18 protein-coding genes and 1 tRNA gene are annotated in these 18,431 nt (G+C 63.3%); 4 read left to right on the forward strand and 15 right to left on the reverse strand.

Annotation, left to right across the window (positions count from 1 at the left end; translation table 11 throughout):
• Positions 1 to 46: 46 nt before the first annotated feature.
• A complete protein-coding gene (locus FJ434_RS03875; RefSeq protein ID WP_140748848.1) occupies positions 47 to 1,237 on the reverse strand; it encodes an HlyD family secretion protein in 1,191 nt (396 codons plus the stop codon).
• A 127-nt stretch (positions 1,238 to 1,364) separates the two neighbouring features.
• On the opposite strand from FJ434_RS03875, the gene FJ434_RS03880 reads away from it, so the two are divergent.
• Positions 1,365 to 2,084, forward strand: a complete 720-nt coding sequence (locus FJ434_RS03880; protein ID WP_140748851.1) for a TetR/AcrR family transcriptional regulator — start codon at positions 1,365 to 1,367, stop codon at positions 2,082 to 2,084.
• Between the two features lie 140 nt (positions 2,085 to 2,224).
• On the forward strand, positions 2,225 to 3,037 hold the full coding sequence (locus tag FJ434_RS03885) for a tetratricopeptide repeat protein (protein ID WP_246678300.1): 813 nt from the start codon (positions 2,225 to 2,227) through the stop codon (positions 3,035 to 3,037).
• Here the strand turns inward: FJ434_RS03885 and FJ434_RS03890 are convergent.
• The 9 genes from FJ434_RS03890 to rpmH all read right to left on the reverse strand — a co-directional run bounded on the left by FJ434_RS03890 (position 3,034) and on the right by rpmH (position 11,203).
• On the reverse strand, positions 3,034 to 3,735 hold the full coding sequence (locus FJ434_RS03890; RefSeq protein WP_140508411.1) for a hypothetical protein: 702 nt from the start codon (positions 3,733 to 3,735) through the stop codon (positions 3,034 to 3,036). The genes FJ434_RS03885 and FJ434_RS03890 overlap by 4 nt on opposite strands.
• Before the next feature lie 71 nt (positions 3,736 to 3,806).
• Positions 3,807 to 4,466, reverse strand: a complete 660-nt coding sequence (gene yihA / locus FJ434_RS03895) for a ribosome biogenesis GTP-binding protein YihA/YsxC (RefSeq protein WP_027143852.1) — start codon at positions 4,464 to 4,466, stop codon at positions 3,807 to 3,809.
• Positions 4,463 to 5,101 (reverse strand): CatB-related O-acetyltransferase, encoded by a 639-nt coding sequence (locus tag FJ434_RS03900; protein ID WP_140508413.1) that lies wholly within the window; start codon positions 5,099 to 5,101, stop codon positions 4,463 to 4,465. The genes yihA and FJ434_RS03900 overlap by 4 nt, the downstream gene beginning before the upstream one ends.
• Before the next feature lie 379 nt (positions 5,102 to 5,480).
• Positions 5,481 to 6,041, reverse strand: coding sequence for a fasciclin domain-containing protein (locus tag FJ434_RS03905; protein WP_140508415.1), 561 nt, complete (start codon positions 6,039 to 6,041; stop codon positions 5,481 to 5,483).
• Positions 6,042 to 6,254: 213 nt separating this feature from the next.
• Positions 6,255 to 8,225: a protein-L-isoaspartate(D-aspartate) O-methyltransferase gene (locus FJ434_RS03910; protein ID WP_140508417.1), complete on the reverse strand. Its 1,971-nt coding sequence runs from the start codon at positions 8,223 to 8,225 to the stop codon at positions 6,255 to 6,257.
• 36 nt (positions 8,226 to 8,261) lie between these two features.
• Entirely contained in the window at positions 8,262 to 8,480 is a 219-nt protein-coding gene (locus tag FJ434_RS03915; RefSeq protein ID WP_140508419.1) for a hypothetical protein, read from the reverse strand.
• Between the two features lie 385 nt (positions 8,481 to 8,865).
• Positions 8,866 to 10,686: a membrane protein insertase YidC gene (gene yidC / locus FJ434_RS03920; protein ID WP_140508421.1), complete on the reverse strand. Its 1,821-nt coding sequence runs from the start codon at positions 10,684 to 10,686 to the stop codon at positions 8,866 to 8,868.
• 14 nt (positions 10,687 to 10,700) lie between these two features.
• Positions 10,701 to 11,054 carry a ribonuclease P protein component gene (gene rnpA, locus FJ434_RS03925; protein ID WP_027040889.1) on the reverse strand — a complete coding sequence of 118 codons (354 nt, stop codon included), beginning with the start codon at positions 11,052 to 11,054 and terminating at the stop codon, positions 10,701 to 10,703.
• A gap of 14 nt (positions 11,055 to 11,068) precedes the next feature.
• On the reverse strand, positions 11,069 to 11,203 hold the full coding sequence (rpmH, locus tag FJ434_RS03930) for a 50S ribosomal protein L34 (protein ID WP_140508423.1): 135 nt from the start codon (positions 11,201 to 11,203) through the stop codon (positions 11,069 to 11,071).
• A gap of 277 nt (positions 11,204 to 11,480) precedes the next feature.
• On the opposite strand from rpmH, the gene FJ434_RS03935 reads away from it, so the two are divergent.
• Positions 11,481 to 12,968: a HAMP domain-containing sensor histidine kinase gene (locus FJ434_RS03935; protein ID WP_140508425.1), complete on the forward strand. Its 1,488-nt coding sequence runs from the start codon at positions 11,481 to 11,483 to the stop codon at positions 12,966 to 12,968.
• Between the two features lie 250 nt (positions 12,969 to 13,218).
• Positions 13,219 to 13,295: transfer RNA gene (locus FJ434_RS03940), tRNA-Arg, on the forward strand.
• A gap of 77 nt (positions 13,296 to 13,372) precedes the next feature.
• On the opposite strand, the gene FJ434_RS03945 is transcribed toward FJ434_RS03940, so the two are convergent.
• The 5 genes from FJ434_RS03945 to FJ434_RS03965 all read right to left on the reverse strand — a co-directional run bounded on the left by FJ434_RS03945 (position 13,373) and on the right by FJ434_RS03965 (position 18,408).
• Positions 13,373 to 15,031 carry an FAD-binding dehydrogenase gene (locus FJ434_RS03945; protein ID WP_140748854.1) on the reverse strand — a complete coding sequence of 553 codons (1,659 nt, stop codon included), beginning with the start codon at positions 15,029 to 15,031 and terminating at the stop codon, positions 13,373 to 13,375.
• A gap of 108 nt (positions 15,032 to 15,139) precedes the next feature.
• Positions 15,140 to 16,126 (reverse strand): Gfo/Idh/MocA family oxidoreductase, encoded by a 987-nt coding sequence (locus tag FJ434_RS03950; protein ID WP_140508428.1) that lies wholly within the window; start codon positions 16,124 to 16,126, stop codon positions 15,140 to 15,142.
• A gap of 124 nt (positions 16,127 to 16,250) precedes the next feature.
• Positions 16,251 to 16,826 carry a YceI family protein gene (locus tag FJ434_RS03955; RefSeq protein WP_140748857.1) on the reverse strand — a complete coding sequence of 192 codons (576 nt, stop codon included), beginning with the start codon at positions 16,824 to 16,826 and terminating at the stop codon, positions 16,251 to 16,253.
• Between the two features lie 69 nt (positions 16,827 to 16,895).
• Positions 16,896 to 17,465: a cytochrome b gene (locus FJ434_RS03960; protein WP_140748860.1), complete on the reverse strand. Its 570-nt coding sequence runs from the start codon at positions 17,463 to 17,465 to the stop codon at positions 16,896 to 16,898.
• A 52-nt stretch (positions 17,466 to 17,517) separates the two neighbouring features.
• Positions 17,518 to 18,408, reverse strand: a complete 891-nt coding sequence (locus FJ434_RS03965) for a LysR family transcriptional regulator (RefSeq protein ID WP_140748863.1) — start codon at positions 18,406 to 18,408, stop codon at positions 17,518 to 17,520.
• Positions 18,409 to 18,431: the final 23 nt, after the last annotated feature.

Consider the following 18,431-nt stretch of genomic DNA (forward strand, 5'->3'; position numbering starts at 1 on the left):
CGGCTCGGTGCTTCAATCAGCCACCAAGCCGCCCTCCGAAAAGCGATTAGTTACTGGTCGCGGCAGGCGCGGTGCGGCTATCGACGGCGACGACGACGCTCAAGCCGGCGCGCAGCTTGCCGGTTTTCAGCGCGTCGGCCGGCACCTCGATGCGGACCGGCACGCGCTGCACCACCTTGGTGAAGTTGCCGGTCGCGTTTTCCGGCGGCAGCAGCGAGAACACCGCGCCTGACGCCGGCGCCAGCGAGGAGACGGTCCCCTGGATGGGGCGGCCATCAATGGCGTCGACCGAGATGTTGACCTTTTCGCCAGGCACGAGCCGCGCAAGCTGCGTCTCCTTGAAATTGGCGACGATATAAAGCTTGTCCATCGGCACGACCACGGCGAGCTTCTGGCCGGGGCTGACCAGATCGCCCTGTTCGACGGAGCGGTTGCCGACGACGCCGTCATACGGCGCCTTGAGCACGGTGAAGGAGAGATCGCGCGCGGCCTTGTCGCGGCCGAGCTGCAGCGATGCCAGTGTGCTGGCGGATTCTGCGCGCTGCGCCTCGAGTACGCCGATATTGGCCTGCGCGGCTGCGATCTGCGCATCGGCGCCGACGAGCGCGGCCTTGGCTTGGTCGAGCGCGGTCTGGGCGTCGTCCAGCTGTGCCTGCGTGCCGACATGCGTCTTGACCAGTTGCGCGGCGCGCTGCTGGGCACGGCCGGCATTGTCAGCGGCGGCCTGGTCGGCGACCTTCTGCGCCTGTGCCTGCTGCAGGGAGGCCTGCGCGGCCTTGGTCTGCGCGTCGATGCGGTCGAGCGTCTTGGCCAGTGTGGCGATCTGCGCCTCGGCCTGGGCAACGGCGATCTTGTAATCGCCGGCATCGATCGTCAGCAGCGGATCGCCGGCCTTCACCTGCTGGTTCTCGCTGACCAGAACCTGATCGACATAGCCGGAAATTTTTGGCGAGACAAACGACATGTCGGCCTGGACATAAGCATCGTCAGTCGAGATCATGAAGCGACCGGTGGTCCAGTAGTCATAGCCGTACCAGGCGCCGCCGCTCAAGAGGGCAAGGCCGATGATCGGCAGCAGGAAAGAGCGTACCGAGCGCTTGTTCTTGGCCGGAGCTTCAGCCTCCGGCGGCGGTGCGACTGCCGGCTGGACATGCACATCGGGTGCTTCCGTCGCCGGGGCAACCTTGGCGTTGGGGAAAGGACGGACTTCGGCGGTGGCGGGCGTGTTCGAGGACATGACATCTCTCTAATGTTATAATACTGAACCGTTCGGTTCGATCCGGCCGTTGACATAGCGCGTAAAGAGGACCATATCAAGAGGCAATCGAACCGGTTGGTTCGAATTATTTCGAGGTGCGACTTATATGGGTGAGATCGTGGGCAACGCCGACATCGACGCGTGCGAAGACCTGCTGGAAGGTCTGCGCCGCGGCCGGCCGGCGGCTGGACAGGACCCGGTCAAGCGCAGCCAGATCATCGACGGCGCCCGTCGTGTCTTCATTGAAAAGGGCTTTGAGGCCGCCTCGATGAACGACATCACGCGCGAGGCCGGCGTCTCCAAGGGCACGATCTATGTCTATTTCGCCAACAAGGAAGAGCTGTTCGAGGCGCTGATCGAGGAAGAGCGCGGCACCATCTTCAAGAACATGTACGACGTGCTCGAACGCGCCGACGACCTGCGCCAGACGCTGATCAAGTTCGGCAAGGTGCTGTCCATGAAGATCACCTCGGCCAGGGTCATCCAGGCGCAGCGTACGGTTATCGGCGCCTCCGACAGGATACCGGACATGGGGGCCCGATTTTACGAACGCGGGCCCAAGCGCGGCCATGACAAGGTCGTGACATTCCTCAATGCCGCCATCGAGCGCGGCCTGCTCGAGATCGAAGATGTCGACCTCGCCGCCTATCAGTTCACCGAATTGTGCCTGGCCGGTCTTTTCCGGCAGTGCATCTTCGCCTACCGAACGAAGGCCCCGACCCAGGACGAGATCGACCACATCGTCAGGTCCGGCGTCGACATGTTCCTGAAAGCCTACGGCACCGAAAGGCTGGCAGAGGAAGAAAAGACCTTACATTCGTCCTGACAGGACTCTCCGAAACGGCCGTCCATTTTTTTGCGGAAGCCGGCTTGACCTCAAGGCGCTGAGCGTCGACGTCTGGATGTGGGTAGAACTGATCATTCCGCGGGAATGGTTCTCGTTCGCGAGTGTGAAGGCAGATCGGGATGGGCGTTCCGAAGCTCCAGAATGAGATGCGACGCATCGTGGCGGACTTCAACGCCGGTCGCCACGAGCAGGCACGGCTGCTTTGCGAGGAGGCTCTTCGCCAGGCGGCGGACGACCCTGCTCTCAACCACCTCATGGCCGCCGTTCTTTTCGCCAAGGGAGAGATTTCGGGAGCCCGCTCCCATATTCAGGCAAGTCTGGCGATCCGGGCTGACAACGCGTCCGCTCAATTGCTCGCCGGCCGCTTGGCGCGGGCGGCACGGGATGTTGACCAAGCGCTGTTCCATTTCTCACGCGCGGCCGAATTGGCGCCTGGTGCCGCTGTGCTCATCGAGCGGGCGCGAACGCTCGATGAGACAGGCGATCGGACCCAGGCGCTCGAGGCATGGCGACAGGTGACACTTGCCGATCCCTTGTCGGCGGAGGCGGCAGCGCGTTTGGGCCGCATGCTGTTCGAGGAGGGAATGCCCGCCGACGCGGCACCTTTGCTGGAGCGGGCCGTAAAGGGAAACGCGCCTGCATCGGCGTGGTTCGATCTCGCCCTTGTCAGGCAGGATCTGCATGATCATGTGGGGGCAGCGGCCGCCTATCGCAAAGCGCTGGAGATACGCCCCGACAACGCCGAGGCGGCGGTCAATCTGGGGGTAGTGCTTCAGGAAGCGGGCGACATGGACGCCGCGATCGAGGCCTATCGAGCGGCCTACGAGCAGCGCGCCACAACCTTCGGCATCATCGCGATGGCCCTGACGTCAGCGCCGCACGGCAAGCTTTGGATCGATCGCGAAACGTTGAAGGGCTTGCTTGCAGGTTAGCGGGCGCGCTTTACGCGAAACTGCTTCCGGTAGACGCCGGGTTCGGCAAGAACATCGGCGACGGTTTTTTCATAGGAGGCTTTGCGCACGGCATCGAAGCTTTCGAAGACAAGTTCGGGCGCGGCGCGCGGCACGGGAAAGCATTGCGCAATCGGTGTGCCCTTCGCCAGCACGCCGGCGAAACCCTGGTCGGTCCAAATCGCCGGGAAATTGATGCCGGCGTCCTGGAAGTGATCTGAATCGACCACACCAGTCACCAGGCGGAAAGGAAGATCATCGCGGTTGACCGGATGGGTGGCGAAGAGGGACCAGCCTTCCTCCAGCTCGATCGTCCAGAAACTGTTGAATTTTATGGCCGCCAGCCCATTCGATAAAGGTGCGCCGGCGAGCTGTTCAGCGACATGGAAGCTGAGCGGCGAACGCGGGTGGCCCTTCGTTGACGGCTCGGCGATGTCCCACCGCCATTCAAAGGCCCCGTTCTCAACGGTCACGTCGCATGGCAGCAGGATCATGAAGCCATGCGTCATGGCATCGACGAAGGGCGGACACTGTTTTACCGTCCTGATCTCTCGCCCATGGATTTCCGAATAGGCTCTCGGAGGCATCTTGCGGAGCCAGTCGGGCAGGACGCCGCGCGCGGGGACCGGCCGAGGCAGCATTTCGGCAAGCGCGGGATCACAACGAAAAACGATACGCATCCGGTTGCCCTCGAACGGCATTGCGATGTTGACGGATTGCCAGGGCGCGGTCAACGGATCGCGCAGGATGACTAGCCGCCATTGGCCGCAAGCACGATCGCGGCCTGCAGTTCCTCGAGACCTTCGCCTTTTTCCGATGAGGTCGCCAGCACGAACGGAAACGCCGCCGGCCGCTTCTTGATCTTGGCCAGCGTCTCCTCGATCAGCCGCGGCACGCCGGCGGCCTTGATCTTGTCGGTCTTGGTCAGCACGATCTGGTAGGACACCGCCGCCTTGTCGAGCAGCGACAGCACCTCGTCGTCCTTGGCCTTGATGCCGTGGCGGGCATCGATCAGCACGTAGACCCGCTTCAGCGTGACCCGGCCCTTGAGATAATCGAAGACCAGCTTGGTCCACTCGTCGACCTTCTCCTTGGGCGCCGTGGCGTAGCCGTAGCCCGGCATGTCGACCAGCGCCATTGGCGGCAGGTCGGCGCCCTCGCCGGAAAACCCGTCCGGCACGAAATAGTTGAGCTCCTGCGTGCGCCCTGGCGTGTTGGAGGTGCGCGCCAGCCCCTTCTGGTTGACCAGGGCATTGATCAGCGACGACTTGCCGACATTGGAGCGGCCGGCAAAGGCGATTTCGGGCGGCCCTTCCGGCGGCAGGAACTTCATGGCCGGCACACCACGGATGAAGATCCACCCGCGCGTGAACAGGTCGGTGCCGATCGCGGTGCTGTTGGGAACGTTCAAGCTGCTGCCTCCAGAAGAGAGATATCGGCGCCCCTGATGGCGTCGAGGTTGCGGCCGACCTTGTCCACCGGCCAATCCCACCATGCCACCGCCAGCAGCCGCCGGATCGTCCTGTCGTCGAAACGCACCTTGACCACTTTCGCCGCATTGCCGGCGACGATCGCATAGGGCGGCACATCGTGCGTCACCACCGATTTGGCGGCGACGATGGCGCCATGGCCTATTTCCACGCCAGGCAGGATCACCGCCTCCATGCCGATCCAGACATCGCTGCCGACCACGGTATCGCCGCGCACTTCCTTCGACCAGGTCGCCGGGTCAAAACCGTTTTCCCAGCCATGACCGAAAATGTTGAACGGATAGGTCGAAAAGCCGGACATGGCATGGTTGGCGCCGTTCATGATGAAGCGTGCGCCTTCGGCGATGGCGCAGAACTTGCCGATGATGAGCTTGTCGCCGATGAAGGGATAGTGATGCAGCACGCATTTTTCGGCGAATTTGTCCGGCCCGTCCGGGTCGTCATAATAGGTGAAGTCACCGATCTCGATATTCGGCACTGTCACCAGCGGTTTCAGGAAGCCGACGCGCGTGTGCATCGGGATCGGGTGCTTGATGCCGGGATTGGGTCCGTTCATGTGGGTTCGTCCGGGAACTGGCAGAGAGGCGCATCCGTGACAGGAGGCGCCTGCTCAAAATAGCGTGATCCGCCCTATAGCACCAATCGGCCGGGGAGCGAGTCTTCCGTGGCGGACAAGCTGATTTGTCGCCGCGGCGGATCACGATCGGGTTGGACAGCGCGCCTGTCGAGGTGGTGGAAGCGGTCGAAGGTGGACCGCCGCTGAGGCCAATCCGTCCTCACAGGGAGCAAAAGAAACCGGGGTCCCGTGAGGGACAACAGGACCCCGGCCTCGCCGATAGGGGCTTCCCAAGAAACATGGCACCTCGTCATGAGGCGGGGATGGCGGACCGAGAAAGCCCCAACGATCCGCCAGCGCCCCTTTTCGCCGGAAGCCGCTACTTCGGCAACAGGACCTTGTTGACGACGTGGATGACGCCGTTCGACTGGTTTACGTCGGCGATCGTCACCTTCGCCTCGCCGCCGGACTCGTCCATGATGTAGAGCTTGCCTTTCTTGATCTCGACGGTGAGCGTGTCGCCCGAGACGGTCTTCATCTCGTATTTGCCGCCCATCGCCTTGGCCTTCTCCATCATCTCGGCGCCGGAAATCTTGCCGGCCACGACATGTGCGGTCAGCACCTTGGTGAGCTTGTCCTTGTTCTCGGGCTTCAGCAGCGTGTCGACCGTGCCGCTCGGCAGTGCCGAGAAGGCTTCGTTGGTCGGTGCAAAGACGGTGAAGGGGCCAGCGCCCTGCAGCGTGTCGACCAGGCCGGCCGCTTTGACGGCGGCGACCAGCGTCGTGTGGTCCTTCGACTTGACAGCGTTCTCGACGATGTTCTTGGTGGCGTACATCGGCGCGCCGCCGACATTCGGGTTCTTGGCATAAGCGGGAGCGGAAATCGCCATGCCGGCGACAAGGGCTGATACGGCGATGGTCCTGAATGTGGGCAAGCGCATGTGGTCTTCCTCCGGGTGAGGGCTGATCGGAATTGATAGCCTTTGGAAACGCACAAGCAGTCACGCCGCGCGAGCGCTTTCAGTTTCGCCGATCACGGGAACGTGAACGGATGCCGCCCAGAGAAAAAGCCCGGACGAGCCAGGCGCTTTCGACAGGCGGTGCGGTTGAGGACAGTCTGACCCGCCAACGCACTGGCATCGAGTTCCGGACATTCAGATGCCGAACGGAAATGTATCCGGAATCTTGCCGGTGCTGTCGGCCGACATTGTGAGCGGCGTAACAGCGGACGTTCGATCGAACCAGACGAAGGCGTCGAACTGGCGGGAGACGGACGAGTCCATGTAGTGGCTGAGCCGTTCGGTCTCCGGCCGGTAGATGACGCCGATATAGCGTTCCGGCCTCGGCGCCGCCAGATCGTCGCCGAGCTGGCCATGGCGCCCAAAATCCAGCAGGAACGATGGTTTGCCGCTGTCGTGACACAGTCGCTCGAAGCTGTTCGGCAGCGAAGGATTCACGTCCTTCACCTCCATCTCACCGTCCCAATCCGAGGCACAGGCGACAGTACCGGTATCTGTTCCGAAACCGATCAGCGCTGTCCGCGCACCGAAGCGCTCCCGGCAGAGCTGGCCGATGTTCAACTCGTCGCGGACGATACCCATGTCGGTATGCCGCGCGTCGCCGATATGCGAGTTATGCGCCCACACCACGGCCTTCGAATCCGGTCCATGCGCTTCGAGAAGCTGATCGAGCGTTTCGAACATGTGCCGATCGCGGAGGTTCCAGGTCTCGGCGCCGCCATAGTACATCACGCGGTAGTACCGCTCGGCCGATGCGACCAGACGTGCACTCTGTTTGGCGTCGAGGAGAGCGCCGTCACCTTCGGCCATGGACCGCTCGAACAGATCCATGCACTGTCTCACCACGGCCTCTTCGCAGGTTCTGTAGCCCGGCCGCAGCGCCGCGCGCCCGTAGGTGGTGGGCTCGTTCTGCCATGGCATCAGACAGCCATAGCGCTCGCGCGCTACGGCGGCCGCTTCGGGATCGACCTTGTCTAGGTAGGCAAGCACCGTGGCGATCGAGCCGCTCATATTGTAGAGATCGAGTCCGTAGAAGCCTGCCTTCGCGTGATCGGGCAAGTCCCGATTGTAGTTGCGTAGCCAGCCGATGAATTCGGACACCTCGGTGTTGCGCCACATCCAAGTCGGGAAGCGCTGGAAGAACGGCTGCGCCTTCGACTGCCGTTCCTCTGCGCGAACATACCGGTTGATCTGTGCTGCATCCGGCCAGTCCGCCTCGACGGCCACGATGGTGAACCCGTGTCGCTGGAGGAGGCGTCGGGTGACAGCCGCCCGGGCACGATAGAATTCCGAAGTACCGTGGCTGGCTTCCCCGAGCAGGACGACGCGCCGGCTGCCGAACCGGTCGAACATTGCGCCGAAGGCCGGATCGTCGATCGGCGGCAAATCTTCGGCCGCCCGCGCGATTTGCCGCGGCAATGGAGGAGGGCGTATCTCGCGCGCCGACGGCGCGTTTTCGTCGTGCCCGCCATGCTCGCCGATCAGCGGCACGAACATGACACCACCGAGATCCTCCTCCTCGAACTTGTTTGCCGCAATCCGCGTGAGGCGAACGAGGCGCTGCGAGTAAGGGTCCTCACCGACCGGAATGATCAGCCTGCCGCCGATCTCCAACTGCTCCTGCAAGCCGAGGGGAATGGACTTGGCGGCGGCCGCGACGACGATAGCGTCGAAGGGTGCCTTTTCCTGCCAGCCTTTCGTGCCGTCGCCGACCCTGACTTCGATGTTTCGGTAACCGGCGGCATTGAGCCGCCGTTCCGCCTGTTGCGCGAGCGATCGATGCCGCTCGACGGTGAAAACGTGTTCAGCAAGTTCGGCCAGTACGGCTGCCGCGTAGCCCGAGCCGGTGCCGATTTCCAGCACGCGATCGGTCGCCTCGATCTCGGCCATCTCAGCCATTTTCGCCACGATGAAGGGTTGGGAGATCGTCTGTCCGCTGCCGATCGGCAGCGGGCTGTCCTCATAGGCGAATTCCTCAAAACCCTCGTCGACGAATTGCTCCCGCGCGACCCGGCGCAACGCATTCAAAACCCGCTTGTCATTCACACCGCGGCGCGCGATGTGCGCCTCCACCATCCGATGCCTAGCGTGTTCGAAATCCAGCATAACAGCCTCCAATCAGGCGCCGATCGTGCCAGGCTCCTATTCGTTGGTTCGCCCGGTCTGCCGGGGATTGACCCCGCCTTGCGGCGTGGTGTCGTTATCGACATCTCCCTTGAAAGTGTTCTCGCCGTCCGGTTCCTCGTCCTCGTCGAGAAGATTGCCACCCTTGATCGTGCCCCTGGAGGCGCCAATTCCGGGATTCTGCTTCAAATCCTTGTCGGAGGGCTTGCGTGTCTTTGGGTGAATGTTGCTGCTCATCGGAATGCCTCGCTGCAAGTAGCATGATGAGGCCGATCCGCTGCACTGCCTTGAATTTGGACAGGCGCGTCGACCTGATCCTCCCACGCGGGAGCTTTAGGAAGCCTTTTGCGCGAACTCTTGAACGCAGGATAAGTTCCATGCGGGGCAATCCGGCAGCAGCGAGGTTCGGCTGGTTTGCCATCAATGACGGGAGGCCAGGAGGATGCCGGTTCGGTCCCTGGTCCCTAGCGCGTGCCGGACCACGGCATCGCACGCTGCATCACTGAAATTAAAAAGCTGAGCCCTGTGGAACACAGGACCCAGCCGTCAAATCCGCCCCTGCCCAAACCGCCCACTTACGGTTCAGTCTACCGGGCGGGCTCTTTTGCCAAAAAGGCGCCGGCTATTCCGCCGGCGAGGGTTTCTTGCGGAACAGCGCCACCAGATTGTCCCAGAGTTCGATCTTGGCGCCCTGGCGCTTCATGATCACGCCCTGCTGCAGGATCGACAGCGTGTTGTTCCAGGCCCAGTAGATGACCAGACCCGCCGGGAACCCGGCCATCATGAAGGTGAAGATGACGGGCATCCAGGTGAAGATCGCGGCCTGCGTGGGATCCGGCGGCGTCGGGTTCATGCGCATCTGCAGGAACATGGTGACGCCCATGATTAGCGGCCAGACGCCGATCATCAGCATGTGCGGCAGCGTGACCGGCACCAGCCCGAAAAGGTTGAAGATCGATGTCGGATCGGGCGCTGCCAGATCCTGGATCCAGCCGAAGAACGGCGCGTGGCGCATCTCGATGGTGATGTAGAGCACCTTGTAGAGCGAGAAGAAGACCGGAATCTGCAGCGCCACCGGCCAGCAGCCGGCGAGCGGATTGATCTTCTCGGTCTTGTACAGCTCCATCATCGCCTGCTGCTGCTTCATCTTGTCGTCCGCGTATTTCTCGCGGATCTCGAGCATCTTGGGCTGCACCTTCTTCATGTTCGCCATCGACGCGTAGGACTTGTTGGCGAGCGGGAAAAACAGCGCCTTGACGATGACGGTGGTGGCGAGAATCGCCAGGCCGAAATTGCCAAGGAATTTGTAGAGCGTGTCGATCAGCCAGAACATTGGCTTGGTGATGAAGTGGAACCAGCCCCAGTCGATCAGCAGGTCGAACCGCTTGATGTGGCGCTCTTCGGCATAGGCGTTGATCTTGGCGACTTCCTTGGCACCGGCGAAGACCTCGGTCTCGACGGTCGCCGACTGGCCGGCCTCGACATTGATCGGGTCGGTCAGGAAGTCGGACTGGTAGCGGTGGCGGCCGTCCTCGAAATAGGCATAACGCGGCTGGAACGGCTGCTTCTCGGTCGGCACCAGCGTGACGGCCCAATATTTGTCGGTGATGCCGAGCCAGCCGTCGGTCGATTTGCCAGGCTGGTACTGCTTGTCCTTCTCGACCGACGCGTATTTGTGTTCCTGCAGGCCTTCCGTGCCGGTGAAGCCGATGAGGCCTTCATGCAGCACATAGGTGCTGGCGACGGCCGGCTTGTCATAGCGCGTGACACGGCCATAATTGAACAGCGAAACCGCGCTCGAGCCGGAATTCTGCACCGTGTCCGACACGGTGAACATGTAGTTCGCGTCCACGGAGAAGGTGCGCTTGAAGGTCAGGCCTTTGTCGTTGGTGTAGGTGAGCGTCACCGGCGTCGACGGGGTCAGCGTCGGATTGCCGTCCACGCTCCACACCGTTTCGGCACCCGGCACCGCGCCGGTCTTGTCGTTGCCGACAAAGCCGATCTCGGCGAAATAGCCCGTGGGCAGAGCCTGCGGGTTGAGCAGTTCGATCTCGGGCGAATTCTTGTCGACGGTCTCGGTATAGTGCTTGAGCTTGAGGTCATCGAGCCGCGCGCCGGTCAAGTTGATCGAGCCCTCGAGGCTCGGCGTGTCGATCTTGACGCGCTTGGATGCCGCCAGCGCCTGATCGCGGCCGGCCGCGGTGACGACGTCACCGCCGGGGGCGTTGGGAATGGCGCCCGGGGCGGTAGTGCCTGGGGCCGGCGTCGATGCGCCCGGATTGGCCGCTTCGGCCGCCTTCTTCTGTTCCTCGACGCGCTGCTGCTCGACCTTGGCGGCCTCGCGCTGGGCCTCGCTGCGCGGCAGCACGTAGAAGTACTGCCATACCGCCAGGATCAGCACCGACAGCGCGATGGTGATGAAGAAGTTCCGGTTGTTTTCCATCGAGAGCCCTTGGCCTATCGTGTTCCGCGAAGTCGGCGGGAGAGTTCGGCCTTCAACTGGCCGAAAGGCGCGCGCAGCGCATCATCGCGCCCGACGATGACATAATCATTGCCGGGCACCATGTCATCTGCCGCATGGACGCGGACGGCCTCTTTCAGCCGCCGCCTGACGCGGTTGCGCACAACAGCGTTGCCGACCTTCTTGGTGACGGTGTAGCCGACGCGCGGCACCCCGCCGTCGCCGCGGTCGAGGACCTCGACGAGGAAAAACCGTCCGCGTCGCTTTTCACCACGACGGACGGCCAGGAATTCCGCGCGTTTCAGAAGCCGCTTGGGATTTTGCCCCACTGGCTTGCCGGTTGCGGGCAACGATCTCGTCTCGCTTAGGCGCTGAGCCGCTTGCGGCCGCGGTTGCGGCGAGCTGCGACGACGCTACGACCACCCTTGGTGGCCATGCGGGCACGGAAGCCGTGCCGGCGTTTGCGGACGAGTTTGGACGGTTGGTAGGTACGCTTCATTTGTTTTAATACCGCGGGGTGCGGCCCTTCTTGATTCTGTCACTTTGTAACAGGAGCTTTGCCGGGCCGGCTTTGGCGCGATCGAAACCGCGCCGGGACGAATGGCCCGAGCGTGAGCGGGCTTATAGAAAGAAGGGTTTTGGAAGTCAATCCGGCGTCGGCGCGCTAAAGACGCACCTCTTTTGGAGCATCTATTTTTCCGACCAAGGGGGAAATTGGCAAAAAAGCCGTAATCGCCTAATCTTGGCTGATCAAGTGATTGTGAAGATCGAGTCGCATGAGCGAAGCCAGCCAAGCAGGGGAAGGAACCGGAACGGCGCCAGCGGCTGTCCGCACGGTACCGCTGTCGCGCGGTCTGTCGACCAAATTGCTGCTGCTCACCATCGTTTTCGTGCTGCTGGCCGAAGTGCTGATCTTCCTGCCCTGGATTGCCAGCTATAGGCTGAGCTGGCTCAAGGAGAGGCTGAGCACGGCCGCCGCCGTGTCGATCGTGCTGGTGCAGGGCGATTCGACGTCGCTGTCGCGCACGGCCCAGAATGACGTGCTGATGGCCATCGGCGCCAAGGCGATCGCGGTGCGCGACGGCGGCGTCTCGCGGCTTCTGGTGGTGGCCGACATGCCGCCGCAGGTCGACGAGCACATCGATCTCGCCAGCGTCGGCATGGTCAAGGGCATGACCGGCGCGCTGGACACGCTGTTTTTCGGCGGCGACAGGATGCTGCGCGTTTTCGGACCGGTCGGCGACAGCGACAAGGAGTTCGAGCTGATCATGCCGGACTATTCCCTGCGCAAGGCCATGCTCATCTATTCGCGCAACGTCGCCTTCGTCTCGCTCCTGATCTCGCTGTTCACGGCCATGCTGGTCTATGCCGCGATCGACCTGATCATGATCGGCCCGATCCGCACTATGACGCGCTCGATGCTGTCCTTCTCCGAGGCTCCCGATGACCCCGGGCGGATCATTCACCCCGCCGACCGCGCCGACGAGATCGGCGTGGCCGAGCGCGAACTGTCGCAGATGCAGGAGCGGCTGCAAAGGATGCTGGCCGAGCAGAAGCATCTTGCCGACCTCGGCTTGGCGGTATCGAAGATCAACCACGACATGCGCAACATCCTGGCCTCGGCCCAGCTGATGTCGGACCGCCTGCGCCAGGTCAAGGATCCGACCGTGCAGGCCTTCGCGCCAAAACTGTTGCGCGCGCTCGACCGCGCCGTCTCCTATTCGGAGGGCGTGCTTCATTACGGCCGCACGCAGGAGCCGCCGCCTTCGCGCCGCAGGGTGAGGCTGCGCCAACTGGTCGAGGAGGTGCACGGCCTGCTCGACATCGAGGAGGGCATTGAGTTCATCAACGCCGTCGAGATGGCTTTCGAGGTGGATGCCGATTCCGACCAGCTCTTCCGGGTGCTCACCAATCTTTGCCGCAACTCGGTGCAGGCGATGGCGGCCGACACCGAAAGCGCCGTGGTGCGGCGGTTGGCGGTCTCGGCCGAGCGCATGGGCAGTGTCAGCCGCATCGCCGTCACCGACACAGGTCCCGGCCTGCCGCCGAAGGCGCGCGAAAACCTGTTCGCGGCCTTTCGCGGATCGGCGCGCAGCGGCGGCACCGGCCTTGGCCTTGCGATCGCGCACGAACTGATCCGGGCGCATGGCGGCACGGTGGAATTGGTCGAATCGATCGGCGGGCGCACCACATTCGCCGTCACCATCCCCGACCAGCCGGTGCGGCTCGACCAGGCCCGTGGTGGCCTGCGCCGCCCGGCCTGAGGGTTTCGTGCTGTGCCTTTCCCCGTCGCTCTCCCCAACCGTTCCCGATCGTCCGCTGTCTGGATTTAGGCCGGCCCCACAGCGGCTCGAAGTGCCGGGATCGGCGCCGGCATCGCCGCGTGACAGGCTTGCGACAAAACTTTTGCCGGATCGGCTTGCTTTTCGTAAATTCAGTCGTTAGGGAACTGCACACATTCGCGGCCGGTCTTTCGGACCGGATCGCGGGGCCGTCGAAAACATGGCCTGATGCGCGCCCGTAGCTCAGCTGGATAGAGCACCAGACTACGAATCTGGGGGTCAGGAGTTCGAATCTCTTCGGGCGCGCCAAATCTCCTAAGCTGCGGTTTATTGGTTGCACGGTCGATGGCAGCGGCTCAGCCAAGTACCGGCAAGCCGTTGCCGTCTCAGGCCACCGAGCGTGCCGCCGCCCGGCCGGCGCCGCGGCCCGAGAAAATGCAGCCACCCAGGAACGTGCCTTCGAGCGCCGCATATCCATGCACGCCGCCGCCGCCGAAACCGGCGGCTTCGCCGACGGCATAGAGGCCCGGCACCGGCTGGCCGTCGGGTCCGAGCACGCGGCTGTCGAGATCGGTCTGCAGGCCGCCCAGCGTCTTGCGGGTCAGGATGTTGAGGCGCACCGCGATCAGCGGTCCGTTCGCGGGGTCGAGCATCTTGTGCGGCTTTGCCGTGCGGATCAGCCGGTCGCCGAGATAGGCCCGCGCCCCGCGCAGCGCGGTGATCTGCATGTCCTTGGAGAACGGATTGTCGAGCTGCCTGTCGCGGGCGCGGATTTCGCGCTCGAGCCCTGCCACATCGAGCAGCGGTTCGCCGCCGGCCAGCGCGTTCATGCGGGCGACCAGCTTTGGCAATTCGGCCTCGACGATGAAATCCTCGCCCTTTTCCATGAACGCCTTGACGGGGCCGGGGATGCCCGACGTGGCGCGGCCGAGCACCTGGCGCCAGCTGTTTCCCGTCAAATCGGGGTTCTGTTCGGAACCCGACAGCGCGAACTCCTTCTGGATGATTTTCTTCGTCAGGATGAACCAGGAATAGTCGAAACCGGTGCTCATGATGTGGCTGAGCGTGCCCAGCGTGTCGAAGCCGGGATAGAGCGGCACCGGCAGGCGTTTCCCACGCGCATCGAGCCACAGCGAGGACGGGCCGGGCAGGATGCGGATCGCGTGATCGGTCCAGATAGGCGCCCAATTCTTGATGCCCTCGACATAGTGCCACATGCGGTCGCGGTTGATGATCGAGCCGCCGGCCTGTTCCGATATGGCCAGCATGCGGCCATCGACATGGTCCGGCACGCCGGTGATCATGCGCTTCGGCGCGTTGCCCAGCCGCTTGGGCCAGTTTTCCCGCACCAGCTGGTGGTTGGCGCCGATGCCGCCGGAGGCGACGATTACGGCTTGGGCATGAAGCTCGAAATCGCCTGAGACCTCGCGCGAGCTCTTGTGGCCACGCTCGGCAGTGCTCGGCTGCAGGATATCGCCCTGTACCCCGGTCACGGCTGCCCCCGTCCGCGTCAGCGCATTGACACGATGGCGGAACCTGAAGTCGACCAATCCACGCTTTTGCGCCTCGCGCACGCGCAGCACGAAAGGTTCGAGCACGCCGGGGCCGGTCCCCCAGGTGATGTGGAAGCGCGGCACCGAATTGCCGTGGCCGATGGCATTGCCGCCGCCCCGTTCGGCCCAGCCGACGACTGGAAAGAACTTCAGGCCGCGCTCGATCAGCCAGGAGCGCTTCTCGCCGGCGGCAAAGCCGACATAGGCCTCCGCCCATTTGCGCGGCCAATGGTCTTCCGGCCGGTCGAAAGCGGCGGTGCCCATCCAGTCCTCAAGCGCCAGATCATGGGAGTCGCGGATGCGCATGCGCCGCTGCTCCGGCGAATCGACGAGGAAAAGTCCGCCGAACGACCAGAACGCCTGACCGCCCAACGATTGCTCCGGCTCCTGGTCGACGATGATGATTTTCTTGCCGGCCTCGGCAAGCTCAGCGGCGGCAACCAGCCCGGCAAGGCCGGCGCCGATAATGATCACATCCGCGTCGTCAGCCATTTTTCCTCCGGTTAACCGGCTAAGCAAGCAATTCCAGGAAAAGTGTGGGGCGGTTTTCCCGGGAAAAGCGCGTAGCGCTTTCCCTAGGGAATTGCGTCAAACAATGGCTCAGACGGTCTCCCAGCCGCCTGTGTCGCCGGCGCGGAAGATGGCGTCGATGACTTTCTGGTTGAGCACGGATTCTTCGAGCGTGAAGACCCGCTCCTTGCCGCCAAGTGCTGCCCGCGCGAAGGTCTCGACCTCGAGCCTGTATTGCTGCGTGCCGGGGAAGCGGAATACCTGCGCCTCGGTGTGGTTCTGGTTGTGCAGTTCGACGCGGTGATGGTCGTAGAGCCCGGCATTGAAGGGCGAGAACACTTCGATGAAACCCTTTTCACCGTGGAACACCATCACTTGGCGTGCCGCCATCTGGGTCGACAAATAGAAGGACAGTTCGAAATCGCCGAAATCGGCGCGGATCGAGGAATAGATGTCGGTGCCGAATGTCTTGTCGCGCTCGATCGTCGCCTGCACGCGCAGCGGCTCCTTGCCAGTCGAAAAGCGCGTCGACACGGTCGGGTAGACGCCGATATCGGGCAGCGCGCCGCCGCCCAGATCAAGCTTGTTGCGCATGTTGTTGGGGTCGACATTGTAGTAGGAGAAAGCGCCCTGCACATGGCGCAGCCGGCCGATGGCGCCGCTGGCGATGAGATCACGCACCTTGATCCATTGCGGATGGTAGATGACCATGAAGGCTTCGCAGACCAGCACCTTCCTGGCGTCGCGCAGCTTGATCAGCGGCGCGATGTCCTTGGCGTCGAGCGCCAGCGGTTTTTCGACCAACACATGCTTGCCGGCTTCGATGGCTTTGGCCGTCCATTCGACGTGCTGCGAGGTCGGCAGCGGGATATAGACGCCGTCGACCTCGTCGGAAGCGAGCAACTCCTCATAGGAGCCGAAGGCGTGGCGCGCGCCGAAGCGGTCGCCCAATGCCTTGGCCTTCGACAGGTCGCGGCTGGCGATCGCCGAGAGCACGCCGTTTTCCGCCCCGACGATCGCCGGCAACAATTGCTCCCGGCCGATCTTGGCCGTGGACAACACACCCCATCGGAACATCACGTTTCTCCATGTCGATTTTACCGGCCACGAGGTTTGCCTGAAATCGGTGGAAAAGCCAATGCGGGTGCTCTGTTCCTCGCGCCACGAAAGTGGGCGAGGAAACCAGGTACCGCAGCCGCGCTTAACCCCTTTTCCCCGTCAGCGTCATGTCGAAATCGACGACGTTGGAATAGAGCGGCGTGCCGACATCCATGCCGTAGCGGGAGCGCAGCACCTTGCCGGTGACGTGGAATTTTATCGTGCCACCCTTCAACCCGTCGAGCTCGGCGGCGAATTTTTCCGGAAACGTCTTGCCGCGCGCCGTCAGCCGGCCGGTGACGAGCGCCGTCGTGTCGCCGGTGCGGGTCACGCTGGTCGAGCGGAACTGGATTTCGGGGCTGTTGGCCGCGTCGAACACCGCGTCGGAACGCAGGAAGGCATCGATGCGGCCCTGGCCGGTCCCGACACTTTCGGGATAGATGGTGAGGTCGACCTTAGAGCGACCGACATCCTTGTTGTCGATGCGGATCGTGCCCTTGAAACGGGCAAAGGCGCCGTCGAAGCCGCCGCCGCCGGCCTTGCCGATGGTGAAGCGGATCGCGGAACCAGCCTGGCTGATCGTATAGTTGCCGGCAGCATCGCTAAGCACGACTGCCGCATGGACTGGCATGGCAAGGCAGGCGGCGGCAGCCGCCAATCCGAGGATTCGCGCACGCATTGGGTTGTTCCTTGTCAGGAGGCAACGCTCTCTGGCGTCCTCACCTCACAAACGAGACCAACGCCCGTTCTATTCCCCGGCTGACGAAGGCGTGATCATGCGCGTGAGCACGCTGTCACGCAGCAGGAAATGGTGGCGCAGGGCCGCGCAGACATGCAGCGCAACGAGCACGATGCCGGCATAGGCGAGATACCAGTGCGCCGACGCCCAAAAACTTTCGGCGGCGTCGGATTCGGGCAGCGGCAGGTTGGGCATGACGAACAGGTTGAACGGCATGCTGGGGATTTCCAGCGTCGAAACCGACACCAGCGCCCATCCGGACAGAGGCAGGGCGAGCTGGAATACATAGAGCGCCAGATGCGCCAGCGGTGCCGTACGCCGTTCAAGAATGCCGACTGAAGGCGGCAAGGGCGGTGCCGCATCGCCGAGCCGCCAGGCGATACGCAGGATGACGAGGCCAAGCAGCAGAAAGCCCAGGGATTTGTGCAACTGGATCAATTCGAAGGCCGTGCGTTGGCTTTGGGTCCTGACCATGACGAAGCCGAGCATGAACTGGCCGATGAAGATAATCCCGATCAGCCAGTGGAGGACGATGGTTGCCCAGCCATAGCGGGTCGCGGTGTTGGTGATGGTCTGCATGGGAGGCGAACGAATGCCAGGCTGGGTTTCTTCCACCCTTGGGGAGGAAGGACTACCCGCTCACCTTGAAGAAGTCGACGAAAGCCCTCAGCGCCGGCCGCATTTGCCGGCGGCTCGGATAGTAGACGAAGAAACCGTCGAAGGACGGGCACCAGTCCTCCAGGACGCGGATCAGCCGGCCGTCGGCAAGCGGCGCGCGGACATACTCCTCGAAGACGAAGGCAAGGCCGGCGCCGTCGACGGCGGCCCGAGCGATCAGATGGTCCTCGTCGAGGATCAGCGGTCCTTGCACCGCGATCTCGACCTCTTCGCCGTCCTTCTCGAACTCCCAGCGGTAGAGGACACCGCTGGAGAAGCGGAAGCGGATGCAGCGATGTTCGGCGAGATCGCGTGGATGGCGCGGCTTGGGGCTTGTCTCGAAATAGGATGGCGCGCCCACCACCGCGCCACGAATGTCCGACCCGATGCGCACCGCGATCATGTCGCGCTGCAGGCTTTCGCCGAGCCGCACACCCGCATCGAAACCGCCTTCCACCACGTCGGTGAAGCGATCCTCGATGACGATCTCCAGCACGATGTCGGGATAGGCTGACGCAAAGGCGCCGAGCCGCGGCGTCAGCACCAGATGCGCTGACGTGCGTGGCACGCTGAGCCGCAGGTTTCCGGCAGGCCGGTCGCGCGCCTCGACGGCTGTCTCCAGCGCCAGGTCGATCTCGGAAAGTGCCGGGCGCAATCGCTCCAGCAGCTGCGCGCCTTCCTCGGTCGGGGCGACACTGCGCGTGCTGCGCGCCAAAAGGCGCACGCCAAGCCGTGCTTCCAGGCTGGAGACCGCATGGCTCACCGCCGAAGGCGCGATCGCCAGTTCCCTGGCCGCACCGCGAAAACTGCCGCATTGGGCAACGGTTGCCAGTACCGCAAGCTGTGAGAGATGTGCTCGGTTCATTGATCTATTTCTTGGAACGACCC

Source organism: Mesorhizobium sp. B2-5-13, from assembly GCF_006440535.1.
Classification (GTDB): Bacteria; Pseudomonadota; Alphaproteobacteria; order Rhizobiales; family Rhizobiaceae; genus Mesorhizobium; species Mesorhizobium salmacidum.

Excerpts from the sequence above, each read along its gene's own strand:
- FJ434_RS03875 (WP_140748848.1), bottom strand. The coding sequence starts at position 1,237 with ATGTCCTCGAACACGCCCGCCACCGCCGAAGTCCGTCCTTTCCCCAAC.
- FJ434_RS03880 (WP_140748851.1), top strand. The coding sequence starts at position 1,365 with ATGGGTGAGATCGTGGGCAACGCCGACATCGACGCGTGCGAAGACCTG.
- FJ434_RS03885 (WP_246678300.1), top strand. The coding sequence starts at position 2,225 with ATGGGCGTTCCGAAGCTCCAGAATGAGATGCGACGCATCGTGGCGGAC.
- FJ434_RS03890 (WP_140508411.1), bottom strand. The coding sequence starts at position 3,735 with ATGCGTATCGTTTTTCGTTGTGATCCCGCGCTTGCCGAAATGCTGCCT.
- FJ434_RS03900 (WP_140508413.1), bottom strand. The coding sequence starts at position 5,101 with ATGAACGGACCCAATCCCGGCATCAAGCACCCGATCCCGATGCACACG.
- FJ434_RS03905 (WP_140508415.1), bottom strand. The coding sequence starts at position 6,041 with ATGCGCTTGCCCACATTCAGGACCATCGCCGTATCAGCCCTTGTCGCC.
- FJ434_RS03910 (WP_140508417.1), bottom strand. The coding sequence starts at position 8,225 with ATGCTGGATTTCGAACACGCTAGGCATCGGATGGTGGAGGCGCACATC.
- FJ434_RS03915 (WP_140508419.1), bottom strand. The coding sequence starts at position 8,480 with ATGAGCAGCAACATTCACCCAAAGACACGCAAGCCCTCCGACAAGGAT.
- yidC (WP_140508421.1), bottom strand. The coding sequence starts at position 10,686 with ATGGAAAACAACCGGAACTTCTTCATCACCATCGCGCTGTCGGTGCTG.
- rpmH (WP_140508423.1), bottom strand. The coding sequence starts at position 11,203 with ATGAAGCGTACCTACCAACCGTCCAAACTCGTCCGCAAACGCCGGCAC.
- FJ434_RS03935 (WP_140508425.1), top strand. The coding sequence starts at position 11,481 with ATGAGCGAAGCCAGCCAAGCAGGGGAAGGAACCGGAACGGCGCCAGCG.
- FJ434_RS03945 (WP_140748854.1), bottom strand. The coding sequence starts at position 15,031 with ATGGCTGACGACGCGGATGTGATCATTATCGGCGCCGGCCTTGCCGGG.
- FJ434_RS03950 (WP_140508428.1), bottom strand. The coding sequence starts at position 16,126 with ATGTTCCGATGGGGTGTGTTGTCCACGGCCAAGATCGGCCGGGAGCAA.
- FJ434_RS03955 (WP_140748857.1), bottom strand. The coding sequence starts at position 16,826 with ATGCGTGCGCGAATCCTCGGATTGGCGGCTGCCGCCGCCTGCCTTGCC.
- FJ434_RS03960 (WP_140748860.1), bottom strand. The coding sequence starts at position 17,465 with ATGCAGACCATCACCAACACCGCGACCCGCTATGGCTGGGCAACCATC.
- FJ434_RS03965 (WP_140748863.1), bottom strand. The coding sequence starts at position 18,408 with ATGAACCGAGCACATCTCTCACAGCTTGCGGTACTGGCAACCGTTGCC.